Annotated in this window: 14 protein-coding genes; 6 read left to right on the top strand and 8 right to left on the bottom strand. The window is 53.7% G+C overall.

The genetic code is table 11. The features are described from left to right. The first annotated feature begins 91 nt into the window (after positions 1–91). Together ACSZO4_RS08400 and ACSZO4_RS08395 are read left to right on the top strand one after the other, a co-directional pair. Positions 92–973 (top strand): LysR family transcriptional regulator ArgP, encoded by an 882-nt coding sequence (locus ACSZO4_RS08400; protein WP_437888431.1) that lies wholly within the window; start codon positions 92–94, stop codon positions 971–973. 97 nt (positions 974–1,070) lie between these two features. Beyond that, positions 1,071–1,610, top strand: coding sequence for a DUF2058 domain-containing protein (locus tag ACSZO4_RS08395; RefSeq protein ID WP_437888430.1), 540 nt, complete (start codon positions 1,071–1,073; stop codon positions 1,608–1,610). 24 nt (positions 1,611–1,634) lie between these two features. On the opposite strand, the gene ACSZO4_RS08390 is transcribed toward ACSZO4_RS08395, so the two are convergent. Next, positions 1,635–2,333 carry an RluA family pseudouridine synthase gene (locus tag ACSZO4_RS08390; protein WP_437888429.1) on the bottom strand — a complete coding sequence of 233 codons (699 nt, stop codon included), beginning with the start codon at positions 2,331–2,333 and terminating at the stop codon, positions 1,635–1,637. A gap of 176 nt (positions 2,334–2,509) precedes the next feature. Here ACSZO4_RS08390 and ACSZO4_RS08385 point away from each other — a divergent pair, with 176 nt between their 5' ends. Continuing rightward, the gene (locus ACSZO4_RS08385) at positions 2,510–3,127 is read left to right on the top strand and encodes a TetR/AcrR family transcriptional regulator (protein WP_437888428.1); all 618 of its coding nucleotides are present in this window, start codon (positions 2,510–2,512) and stop codon (positions 3,125–3,127) included. A gap of 55 nt (positions 3,128–3,182) precedes the next feature. Here ACSZO4_RS08385 and ACSZO4_RS08380 read toward each other — a convergent pair whose 3' ends face one another. The 6 genes from ACSZO4_RS08380 to ACSZO4_RS08355 form a co-directional block, all read right to left on the bottom strand. Next, on the bottom strand, positions 3,183–3,788 hold the full coding sequence (locus ACSZO4_RS08380) for a PqiC family protein (RefSeq protein WP_437888427.1): 606 nt from the start codon (positions 3,786–3,788) through the stop codon (positions 3,183–3,185). A 2-nt stretch (positions 3,789–3,790) separates the two neighbouring features. Next, positions 3,791–5,422 carry an intermembrane transport protein PqiB gene (locus ACSZO4_RS08375; RefSeq protein ID WP_437888426.1) on the bottom strand — a complete coding sequence of 544 codons (1,632 nt, stop codon included), beginning with the start codon at positions 5,420–5,422 and terminating at the stop codon, positions 3,791–3,793. After that, positions 5,419–6,039: a paraquat-inducible protein A gene (locus ACSZO4_RS08370; RefSeq protein WP_437888425.1), complete on the bottom strand. Its 621-nt coding sequence runs from the start codon at positions 6,037–6,039 to the stop codon at positions 5,419–5,421. The genes ACSZO4_RS08375 and ACSZO4_RS08370 overlap by 4 nt, the downstream gene beginning before the upstream one ends. Continuing rightward, entirely contained in the window at positions 6,032–6,658 is a 627-nt protein-coding gene (locus tag ACSZO4_RS08365) for a paraquat-inducible protein A (RefSeq protein WP_437888424.1), read from the bottom strand. Before ACSZO4_RS08365 ends, ACSZO4_RS08370 begins: the two co-directional genes overlap by 8 nt. Positions 6,659–6,745: 87 nt before the next feature. Continuing rightward, entirely contained in the window at positions 6,746–7,408 is a 663-nt protein-coding gene (locus tag ACSZO4_RS08360) for a DUF3313 domain-containing protein (protein WP_437888423.1), read from the bottom strand. A 333-nt stretch (positions 7,409–7,741) separates the two neighbouring features. Beyond that, positions 7,742–7,918: a general stress protein gene (locus ACSZO4_RS08355; RefSeq protein ID WP_437888422.1), complete on the bottom strand. Its 177-nt coding sequence runs from the start codon at positions 7,916–7,918 to the stop codon at positions 7,742–7,744. Between the two features lie 393 nt (positions 7,919–8,311). Between ACSZO4_RS08355 and wrbA the strand changes: the two genes are divergently transcribed. Then, a complete protein-coding gene (gene wrbA, locus ACSZO4_RS08350; RefSeq protein WP_437888421.1) occupies positions 8,312–8,908 on the top strand; it encodes an NAD(P)H:quinone oxidoreductase in 597 nt (198 codons plus the stop codon). A gap of 20 nt (positions 8,909–8,928) precedes the next feature. Beyond that, on the top strand, positions 8,929–9,156 hold the full coding sequence (locus ACSZO4_RS08345) for a YccJ family protein (RefSeq protein WP_437888420.1): 228 nt from the start codon (positions 8,929–8,931) through the stop codon (positions 9,154–9,156). 40 nt (positions 9,157–9,196) lie between these two features. Here ACSZO4_RS08345 and agp read toward each other — a convergent pair whose 3' ends face one another. Then, complete coding sequence (gene agp / locus ACSZO4_RS08340) at positions 9,197–10,438, bottom strand: bifunctional glucose-1-phosphatase/inositol phosphatase (RefSeq protein WP_437888419.1); 1,242 nt, start codon at positions 10,436–10,438, stop codon at positions 9,197–9,199. A 420-nt stretch (positions 10,439–10,858) separates the two neighbouring features. On the opposite strand from agp, the gene ACSZO4_RS08335 reads away from it, so the two are divergent. Beyond that, positions 10,859–11,971: an ABC transporter substrate-binding protein gene (locus ACSZO4_RS08335; protein ID WP_437888418.1), complete on the top strand. Its 1,113-nt coding sequence runs from the start codon at positions 10,859–10,861 to the stop codon at positions 11,969–11,971. Positions 11,972–11,987: the final 16 nt, after the last annotated feature.

Genomic DNA, 11,987 nt, shown 5'->3' with positions numbered 1-11,987 from the left:
TCTGTAAGCCGAAATGGGTGAGATACAGGTTGAGGAAAACGCAGACGTAAGGCAAATTAATTAAAATTCAGATGCGTAAGTTAAACTTAACATGAAATTAAACTACTCCTTTTTAGAGACCTTTGTCGAAATTATTCGTAGCGGCAGCTTTGAGATGGCCTCCAGGCGTTTGCATATCACCCCTTCTGCGGTCAGCCAGAGAATTCGGGTGCTCGAAGAAGCCATTGGGCAAATATTGATTATCCGCGGCAGCCCATGCCGGGCAACGCAATCCGGGACAGAGCTGTATCGCTATGCGGAAAAAGTGGAGCTTCTGGAGAGTGATTTTTTTGCCGTTCAGGAGAAAAAGCATCAGGGGAAAGCGGTGGTGGCGGTCAATGCCGACTCCGTTGACGGCTGGTTTTTAACCGCTATCAACAAGGCTTTCAGGGAGCACGACATTGTGGTCGACGTGCGTATTGAAGATCAGGACTATTCCGCCGCCCTGCTCCAGACCGGCGAAGTCATGGCGGCAGTGAGCGCCGACCCGACGCTGCTTCAGGGGTGCAAAGTCGACTATCTGGGAACGATGCAATATAAAGCCTGGGCGTCCGTTGGCTATTACAACGAATACTTCACTGCCGGCGTGAGCGAAGAGACGCTAAAACATGCGCCAGTGATTATGTTCAACCATAAGGATGATTTACAGAATAAATTCCTGCGCCATTTCACCGCATCCGATATAGCCCCGCCAGTGCAGTTTATTCCCTCTACCTCCGCCTATCTGCATGCGGTGGCACGGGGATTAGGCTGGGGTATGCTTCCTGAACACCTCTCCGCCCCCTTATGCGCACAGGGCGTACTCGTTGAGATTGCCGAAGGCTACTCTGTTGACACCCCGCTGTACTGGCATCGCTGGAGCCTGAAACTGGCATTACTGGAGCAGCTTAGTGAATGCGTACAGTTTGCGGCACGTAAAGAGTTGCGAGCGTAAACGCCCGGCCGCCTGCGCCTGCAGAGCCTGCTCTGGTACAGCCCGGAAAATAACAGTTATAATCCCCCAAATTTTTACAACAGGCTCAGAGACCAAAATGGCAAAACTCACCTTGCAGGAACAGATGCTTCAGGCTGGCTTAGTGACCAGCAAAAAAATGGCCAAAGTGCAGAGAACAGCCAAAAAATCACGCGTTCAGGCACGTGAAGCCAGAGCGGCAGTGGAAGAAAATAAAAAAGCGCAAATTGAGCGTGACAAAGAGCTAAGCGAGCAGCAAAAACAGGCGACGCTCTCGAAAGAATATAAAGCGCAGGTGAAACAGCTGATCGAAATGAACAGGATCACCATAGCCAGAGGCGATATTGGTTTTAACTTCACCGATAATAATTTAATTAAAAAAATCAATGTGGATAAGCTGACTCAGACGCAGTTGATCAATGGTCGTCTGGCTATTGCCCGTTTGGTTAATGAGAGCAATGGCGAAAATGAATACGCGATTATCCCGGCGATCGTGGCCGATAAAATTGCCCAGCGCGATGCGAACAGCATCGTCTTAAACAGCGCCCTGAGTCAGGAAGAGCAGGATGAAGACGATCCATACGCCGATTTTAAAATCCCTGATGATTTGATGTGGTAATCAACGGTGACAAACAGCCCGCTTTCAGAACGGGCTGTCGTTACGGGCAGCTATCCACTCAAGGCTTACGGGGTGTACAAAATGCAACTCGCTGGCGTGCAGCATTAAACGCGGCGTCTGTTCAAAGCCTGGCAACAGACGTCCACCGTACAGGTCACAGCCTAAAATTGGGTGGCCCAGATGCTGGCAGTGAATGCGCAGTTGATGGGTTCGCCCGGTCTCCGGGGTAAGCTCAACCCGCGTTACCGGCAGCATCCTCTGGTCTTCCCCCTCACGATAAAAGCGCTCAACAACCCGATAACGGGAACGGGCGGGCTTACCCTTTATGTCGCTTATCAACATCCGCGGGAACAGCGCCGGATCTTTGGCGATGGCGGCGTCTATCACCCCTTCGTTCTCATCCAGGTGCCCGCATAACAGTGCGCTGTAGACTTTGGCGATCGTGCGCTCACTGAACTGCTGGCAAAGAGCCACATTGATAGCCTTATTGCGGGCAATCACCATCTGCCCGGACGTCCCGAAATCAAGGCGATGCACCAGGGTGCAGCCGGGGAATATCTGTACCAGACGGTGATGTACCGAATCGAGATTCTGCGGATTCTTGCCCGACAGGCTAAGCAGCCCGGCAGGTTTATTGATCAGCACCAGGTGCTCATCCTGATAAAGGATCGCTATCTGCGCATGGCACGGCGGGGCAATAAAATTATCGATAATCGTAGACATCAGGCTGCCCGGGGAGAAAGTGGCTGCGGATCATACCCAATTTTCAACAGCGTGGCGAATCGGCCGTTCGCCCACGGGTACGACTGCCCTTAGCCTGGCGGCTGTGGCATAATGGCAACAATACCGTACGGTGTAGTTTTCAATGGTCTCACTGTTAAATGACGTAAGGGTTCAGCATGAAGGTACTGACGGAAGAACGACGCCAGGCAATCGTTGCCGCAGCAGCCGAGGTGTTTCTCGAGATAGGCTACGAGCGCGCCTCAATGGATGAAGTAGCCAGACGTGCGGGAGGCTCCAAAGCAACCCTGTATAAATATTTTTCCTCAAAAGAGGAATTGTTTGAAACCGTGGTGCGTAATTACAGTGCCAGATTTCTTACCGAGGCAGCCAGCGGGCTGACCGCCCCGGAAGCACAGCATCGAACGCTTGAGGAAAAGCTCACCCGGTTTGGCGAAGATATGCTCCGGGTGGTGACATGCGATAACCAGGCACTACAAATCTATCGCGTGGTGATGGGAGAAGCAGGTCATTCTGATATCGGACATCTTTTTCGTGAGTCCGGCATCAGGCAAAGCATGGAGGCGCTGGCGCAGGAAATGGATAACGCAATGCAACGTGGTGAGCTGGAGCTAGCTGATCCCATGCTACGCGCAATACAATTGACCTCGTTGCTGAAAGCGGAAACTGAAGTTCTGTTTTTCCTGCGGGATATGCCCGAATTTTCGCAGGAAAAGGTCCGGCAGATGGTGGATCATGGCGTGCGCTTTTTCCTCGATGGCGCAGCTAAGAAGTAGCGGAAACCGGCTTTGTTCCTCCTCCCGTCCCCGCATAGCCAGACGCAGAGTGTTGTTACTCGCGGTGGCATACCTCACTGTTGGTGGCGAACCAGTCCGTCGCGGTATGTCCTATCTGGCTTGCCAGCTTATCCACCAGCCGCTGCCAGGCCGAAAACAACTGCACATCCTCCCCTGCCAGCGGCTGTGACAGATGCGTTTTGCACACCAGCCGGATGCGCTTTTGCGCAGACTGGCTGGAAAGACTCCAGTCAGCATCGAGGCTGACCGCTTTGCCCGGCCAGCTATCAAAACGGCGTATTTGTAGCACAATACGCACCACCGGTTTGTTGTTATCCCGCGCCAGCCCTGCCACATCGATGGTATTAAGCCGCTGTGTGATGCCGGTGGACAGCGCGGTTTGTAACTCATCGCCCAGCGGGCTTAACCAGCGGTCGTTTTCCAGGACGACGACACGGCTGTCGCTTTGTCGGATAACAATCTGTTGGCTATCGAGCTGCGCCGGCACGCCGACCGGCAGGAGTTCAATCACAAAATCCGCAGGTGGGACGGAAGAGGTTACCGGTTCAGGGTTGACCAGCGTGTGGTAGCGCACCTGAGGAGAAGAGCAGCCCGCGAGCAGTAACGTGAAACCAGCGATAAGACCTGAGATATATTTCACGGTCAGTTTCCTTTTGCAGAGAGTGAACCGGCATCGTCTGACGCTGAATCTGCGCCGCGCCCTCGCAGCAACGATTCAGGATGGCGATCCAATTGAGTGGTCAGGCTGCGTACCGCCCGCAGCGTTCTGGTGGCCTCCTGCAAGGACTGGATCAGGTTAATCATCAGGGGGGAATCCTCGGCCAGTAACGCCTGGGCATCCTGGGTCGTTTGCTGGGTTTGCTGCATCAGGCGGTTGGCGACAGGCAGCGACTGGGTATTGAGCATCCACAGGGTTTTATTCAGTTCGCCCAGCGTGGCATTCATGTTTTTCCCGATAGCCTCCAGCGGCATTTTATTGATTTTTCTGGCAATACCTGTCAGCTGATCCTGAAGAATATTAAGCCCTCCATTCATCGTCGGGAGCTCAACGGGGCGCTTTGTCGCATCAAACGTCACCTTAGGTGCATCAGGAATGAAATCAAGGGAGATGTACAGCTGGCCGGTCAAGAGGCTGCTGGGCGTGGCCTGCGCCCGCAATCCGTGCTCTATCATATCGCGCGTGAAAATGGCCGTGTTCAGATCCGTATCGCCTGTTGGCTTCGGCAGTTTCTCCAGCACATTCCCCATTCTGGAGGGATAGACGTCAATACCGACAAGGGTCGGAAAGCGATATCCTCCGGAGTTATAGTCAAGATCAACCGAGACAACACGCCCAATCTTCACACTGGAAAACTCGACCGGCGCGCCGATATTCAGGCCATGTAAGCCGTGTTCAAAGCGCAGTTGAAAGCGTACAGGCGGGCCATCTGCCGGTGCCATCGCGCTTTCCTGATCGGCGGCCAGGCGGTAGCTCGTTCGTTTATAAAATACGCCCTGCGTTGGGTTATCCGGCGCTGAAAACGCAATCCCTCCGGCCAGGATGGCGGCAACCGTCTGGGTTTTAAGCTGGAAACCCTCGCTACCCACGCTGAGATCCATGCCGCTGACATTCCAGAAACGCGAGTCGGCGGTGACGAGACGATCGTAAGGTGCGGCAACAAACACCTGGATATCTATCCCCCGGCCATCTTTTCGCAGCTGGTATGAGGTCACCCGCCCTACCGGAATACGGCGATAGTAAACGGGTGAGTTGATATCCAGCGAGCCAAGGTCATCCGTCTCAAGCATAAACTGGCTGCCTGCCATGTCGTTCTCAATCGCCGGCGGGGTTTCCAGCCCGGTGAACCGGTATTTATGTCCCGCCAGTCGTCCCCTGTCGACCCCGATATAGGCGCCGGATAACAGCGTATCAATGCCGCTGACCCCACTGACGCCGACTCGCGGCCTGACCACCCAGAAACGGGTGTCGGCCCGCGCCAGGTTCTGCGCACTTTTGGCAAGCGTAACCCGCACCAGCACCTGGGTATTATCCGGGCTAATGGTGATCTCTTTTACCAGCCCGACGGCGACATCTTTATATTTAACCGTCGTTTTTCCTGCTTCGAGACCGGCCGCGCTGCGAAAAGCAATAATGACCTCAGGCCCAACGGATAAGCGGGCCTGGAGCACCATCGACATCGCGACAATCAGCGCAATGATCGGGACCAGCCAGATTAATGCATTGCGCCAACGCCCAGGGTAAAAGAGAGGAGTACCTGAAAGAGGACGCGTCATGATTTATCTTCCCATATTGTTTTTGGTTCAAAGCTCAGTGCGCTGAGCATGGTCAGGATGACAACCAGAGCGAAAAAAATGATCCCACTGCGTGGCTCGGCTTCGCTCATGGCATGAAACTTCAGCAGTCTGCTCACCACCGCGACCACCACCACATCCAGCATTGACCAGCAGCCAATCCACTCGGTTATCCGGTAGAGCCGGGCGCGCTCACGCCTGGCCCAGCGACTCTTTCTGGCAGAGGCGAGCAGCAACAGGCTGAGTGATAAGAATTTGAGACAAGGGATCACCACGCTGGCAATAAAGATAACACTCGCAATCCCCCACGACCCGCTGCGCCAGAAGGCCAGAACGCCGGAAAGAATGGTGCTTTCGCTGCCCTGCCCGGCCAGGGTGGTGTACATCACCGGAAAGAGGTTGGCGGGAACATAAAGCACCATGGAAGCAACCAGCAGCGCAGCGCTCAGATGCGATCGGTCTGGGGAGTGGTCGGGCAACGGCGTCTGACAGCGAGGACATTTCACGCGCAGCGCCTCGCTATTGTTATCCTCACAGACCAGGTCGCAGAGGGAACATCTGCACAGCTGCATCTGCCGGGCGAAAGGCGTGCTATTCACTCTCGCCTATCTCGTCCATCGTCAGCAGATCCCAGAGTGGGTGCAGGTCATGATTATTGACCCAGATAATCAGCATGCAGGAGACCGCCAGCGCCCAGCCGCCTGGCCCCACATCGACATCCAGCATTGCAGAGAGTTTTATGCCCGCCACTAAAAACCCCAGTACGCCCACTTCAACCATACTCCAGGGATGCAGCCATTTGAGCGCCCTCATGCTGAAGATAAAAGCAGGGGCCGGACGCGCAAAATGGGCAAACAGCAGCAGCCATCCGGTGAGAGCTATCTGCATAAAAGGCGCGGCCACCAGCAAGCAAGCGGTACAGATAGCCATCACGGCGTTGCGCTCTGTGGATGCCGGTGCCCATGCCGCATCCCATAGCGTGATTTCGTTTGCTATACCGTGAAAGCCGACTGACATGACCGGTAAAAAGCAGGCCATCGCCAGGGTGATGCCTGCCGTCAGCGTCAGGGGCAATAGAAACGTGGATACGCGCCCATGGCCGCGCCACAACACGGCATAACAGCGAGAACATAGTGCGGTTTCACCCGCCTTCGCAGGCAATGTCTGGTAGACACTGTCGCAGTGCGGGCAGAGGGTAAGATGCAAAAATGTCTTCATAACGCCGGACCGCCTGTAAGCATACTGAGTGCCCCGTCACAGCCATCCCCCGGTAACAGGTTCCGGCTGTACAGACTGGGATCGGGGTTATTGCAGCATCTGCGCCAGCGCTTGCGCGCCTTTATCAATACCGACTTTGGCGGCACTGAGCGAACCAATACTGGCGGAGACGTTCATGGCATTCGGGTACTCGTGGGCAACGTAGGCTTTTAGCAGTTCGTGGCTGTTGGCGTCGTAAATCTCCACCGCATAGTCCACCGATCCGCTGAGCAGCCCTTTACCTCCGCGTATCGACTGCACAATGTTATAAGGGCCGCCCGCCAGATCGAACTTAGTGAACGTACCCACCACCGGTGGCGTAGTATCTGCGCCGGTGAGGGTCAGCTTCAGGCGCAAGGTGTCTGCGGAAGGTTCAGTAACCGTCTTAAACGTTGGGCTCAGCGCTTTTGTAAACTGCTCCTGCATGTAGCTGGCGAGCTGTTGGCGATCCGACTGCACCATATCATCAAACTGACCGTCCTTACCCTGATAGATATTCACCGGATCAATAATGATGCGGTGATACTTTCGCCAGTCCACCTGCGGTGAATAGCGGTAAGGAATGTTGTCCGCACTTTCGTCCGTATTTACCCTGAGCTTCGCGGCGGAGTCGATACCGCTGTAGCGCACGGGCTGATTCCCGGAACACCCGGCCAACAGTATTGTGATGCCGAATACTATCGGCCCGCTGATTTGCCTGACCCTCTTCATATAAAAATCCTTGCGTTATGGTGAAGGGCTGTTTTCACATTTATGCCCTCGGGAATAGTTATCTTGATTACACTACATGTGAACTGTACGGTTTAGTTTTGATCGTATTATCAAAAACTGTCAACGTAATTGTTTGCTGAAACTATTTTGATCTGAGGATAAATGAGCAGACAACATCGGCCATTGGCCTGAAGATTTCAGGAGGAAATTATTGAATTATCGGACAAAACGGCAGGATAAAATCATGAGGAGTCGCCAGCGTTTAATCACGAAAAAAACCGCCGGGTTTACCCGGCGGCTGGCTGACGGTTATTGATAAGGCGGCGGGTCACACTAGCTGTTGCGGCTGCTACCGTGGCTGCTTTTGCCCCCTTTCTTACCCGCTTCTGAGGCACGTTGAGGGTCATTTTTAAAATTCCCCCCGCTGCGCTGGCCACCTTTACGACCTGCTTCTGATGCTCTTTCACGGTCTTCAGCGAAATTACCTGAACCACCACGATGGTTTGCCATTCGGACCTCCGGTTGCTGAAACATTAGTCATCATACTGCATTCAGTAAAAGAAGAGTCTTTCACCGCGTGTCGCCATGGTCGGGCCGTTGTCGGCGTCACGTGGATCTAAGCATAGTGAAGACAAACCAGTCGGCCAGTGGATCGTAATATTCTGCAACAGGTAATCAGGCAAAGTGATGATTTTTACACCCGCCAACTGATAAGCCGCTCTTAAGCTTTGAGAAAAACGCGGCGCTAAAAATGTGTCAATTTGCAACTGCCGGAAAAGCCGAAAATAACATGTTATTAATCAAAGAAATGGTGCTCTGATTTGCACTCCCTGAACCAGGGCATACGCTTAAATGAATGCGGCAATATGCCGCCGGGCGAGATGACAGCGAGGAGTGAAACAAATGGCTAAAGTGCTGGTGCTTTACTATTCCATGTATGGACATATCGAAACCATGGCAAAGGCTATCGCGGAAGGGGCAAACAAAGTGGACAAAGCCGAGGTCGTGATTAAGCGCGTGCCTGAAACCATGTCCCCCGAAGCATTCGCGAAAGCTGGCGGGAAAACACATACCGCCCCGGTTGCCACGCCGCAGGAGCTGGCCGATTACGACGCCATTATCTTCGGCACGCCGACCCGCTTTGGCAACATGGCCGGGCAAATGCGCACCTTTCTCGATCAAACAGGTGGGCTGTGGGCCTCCGGCGCGCTGTACGGCAAACTCGCCAGCGTCTTTAGCTCCACGGGTACCGGCGGCGGCCAGGAACAGACGATTTCCTCCACCTGGACGACCCTTGCCCATCATGGAATGGTAATTGTGCCTATTGGCTATGCCGCGCAGGAACTGTTTGATATTTCAGAAGTCCGCGGCGGAACGCCCTACGGGGCCACCACCATTGCCGGGGGCGATGGCTCACGTCAGCCAAGTCAGCAGGAGCTGGCGATTGCCCACTATCAGGGGGAATATGTCGCCGGGCTGGCAGTCAAACTTAATGGCTAAGATCCTGGAGGAGAAGAGCAATGTTAACGCAAGAAGCAAAAGCCCACCGGGTGGGCGAATGGGCCAGCTTACGCAACACATCACCCGAGATTGCCGAAGCGATTTTTGAACTCGCCAACTTTAACGAAGCGATTGCCGAAAAAATCTGGGAAGAAGGCAATGACGAGGTGCTGATACGCGCCTTTGCGCGAACCGACAAAGACGCCCTGTTCTGGGGCGAACAAACCATCGAGCGACAAAACGTCTGAGTGAATACGCCCCCGCAGGCTGGATGCGGGGGCAATAATGTTATTTTGCCGCCGCGTTCATCACCGCGTTGAAGGTTTCCAGCGGGCAAAAGCCATTGTCATCAACAGGACAGCCTTTCAGCGCCAGCGTTACGCGCTGGGGTGGCGCTTTCAACGTCAGCACATCCGCATTACGCAGTTGATTACTGCTCTGATAAACATATTCAATTTTCATCAGTTCCCGTTTGGCCACGGAATCATTCCAGCGCTGGAAAACAATTTTCCCGCCAATCGGCGTCCGTTCATACTGATCGTGGAGCTGATAAGGCGCAAAATCCAGCGCCGTCAGCAATGAGGCAATGTTTGAGTCATGCCCAACCATCAGGGTGACTCTCGCCGAATTCGCGGCGTCACTGACCAGGGTTTTGTCGATGTAGCGCACCAGCGGTTTCGCCACATTTTGCGCGACCGCAGGCGAGGTAAAAAGCGCGTCCTGATAGCCGTTTTTCAGCTTCGACAACAGACGCCACTGCTGGTCAGAGTTAATCTCCCCCCAGGCGACATTATCCGGCGAAAAACCTTCGTAATACTGGAGGGTAAAAGCATCCACCAGTGAATTACCCACCTTCAGCGGCCCGGAAACTCCCGGCTCCTGCTGCACTTTCGCGCTGAAGCTGTCTTTGCCGCTGGCTAAATCACACACCTGTTTCTCTTTGCAGGAGGGCGAACGCTCAAACTGGGTGATTTTTTCCAGCAGGCGGTAACTTTCGCTCAGTTCATCCTGCTGACGCCGGGTCTCCATCGCTTTTACCGCCTGCTCACTGAAGGCGGCCGAACCGTCGGTAATAACCGGATTGAAGGTCGGATCCATGGTGCCCATTTTTTCCTGATGATGAACCGGCACATCGCAGCCTGGAAAAGCCCCGGTGATAAAGAATTGCGCGGTCGCCACCGTCCGCTGCAGGCTGTTGGCGTAAGCATAGACCGCACCCGGCGCCGGGCACTCACCTGAGGTTAAGAGTTTATTTTCGGCGAGCCATTCACGCATATAATGGCCCATATACACCTCTAAAATGCCCCCTTTGGTGGTCAGTTGCCCACAGGGTACCGTCCACTCAGGCCAAAGCCTTGGGGTGGATTGCTCCAGCACGCTGCCGTTATTGGCCAGGGGTGCGCGCAGATTATGTCGACTCATGATCAGCACCTGTTCGAGCTGATATCCTTGCGGTGTGCTTTGCGCCAGCGTAACAGGTGCGAACGGCAACGTGGCGGCAAGAGCTACAGTCCATAATGAATGTTTCATTCTGCTTTCCTCATCCTGATGTCAGTAACCAGAAAGTGTGGCAGATGGGAGAAATTTTACCGCGAACCGAAGCACAGAAGTGACAGACCGCCCCGTCACCAACACAAAGCAGAAGAGACATCATTATGGCGAAAGTAATGCCCTTTTAACTGCCACTCGTCACTTAAAAACCAGTCACCAGAAATCTTGTGCAGTGCATAGTACTCACTCTATGAGTAAAGGGCTTTTTTTCTCCGCTTCCGCACAATATCCCTGTAAACACGCGCTTTGCGCTCGCTGAAAGCCGGAGTTTTTGTTTAAAACCCTTTTGTCATCCCCCTACAAATAGTGGGATTGAATAGATTAGATAAAAACGATTATGATTATCAATGGAATTATAATGTATTACTTAGAAACATATATTTTACATTTGGAGTAAAAATGGATAGTCGTCAACTCGTCAGAACGCTGGGATTCTGTACCCTGGCCCTGAGTGCTTTTGGCAGTATTAACGCCTGGGCGGAAGTGAAAACCATCACCGATGTTATTGGTCGTGAAGTAAAGGTCGATCTGCCCACAAAGCGCGTGGTGCTGGGTTTTTATTTTGAAGATTATATGGCGATCGGCACTGAGAAAGCCTTTGACTCGGTGGTCGGCCTGTCGCGCGAAGCCTGGGAAGGATGGGTACCGGCAAACTGGGAAATGCATACTAAACATCGCCCGTCGCTGAAAACCATTCAGGACGTTGGCGAAGTGGAAGCGCAGACCTTCTCGGTCGAAAAAGTCCTCAGCCTGAAGCCCGATCTGGTTATCCTTGCTGACTGGCAATACAAAGCGCTGGGTCTGGATGCCGATCGTCTGGAAGAAGAAGGGATCCCGGTTGTTGTTGTTGATTATAACGAGCAGACCGTGGCCCGCCATACGGCATCTACGCGCCTGCTTGGCACCCTGACCGGTCAGGAAAAACGCGCCAACGAGCTGGCCGATTTCTATGCTAATGCCCTGAAAGAAGTCTCCGATGGCGTTGCCGCCGCGAAAAAGCCAAAACCTAAAGTCTACGTTGAGTTCGGTAACAAAGGTCCAGGCGAATACTCCTTCACCTACGGCAAAAACATGTGGGGCGCGATGATCACCGCTGCCGGTGGCGATAATATCGCCGCCCCCTTTGTTGAGTGGTGGGGGCCGATTAACCCGGAACAAGTGCTGGCTTCAAGGCCAGATGCGATTTTCATCTCCGGGCGTGAAAACAACAAATCAGCCAGCGCACTGCCTATGGGCCAGGGCGTGAATGCCGAAGAAGCGCGCACTAAGCTTGCCGCCTTCGCCACCCGCCAGGGCTGGGATGCATTACCGGCGGTTAAAAACCATCAGCTGTTTGGCGTGTATCAGGGAGCATCCCGTACTCTGTCTGATTTCGCGATGGTGCAGTACATTGCCAAAGCGCTGTATCCGCAGCAGTTCAGCAAAATGGATCCGGTTGCCAATTACCTCGGCTATTACGCTAAATACCTGCCGGTGAAACCACAGGGTACCTTCGCGATTTCGGTCAAATAAGTCTGCCATTATTTCT

This window comes from Phytobacter sp. V91, from assembly GCF_965644225.1.
GTDB lineage: Bacteria > Pseudomonadota > Gammaproteobacteria > Enterobacterales > Enterobacteriaceae > CBFFRJ01.
This window is presented reverse-complemented; position numbering and strand designations above follow the sequence as displayed.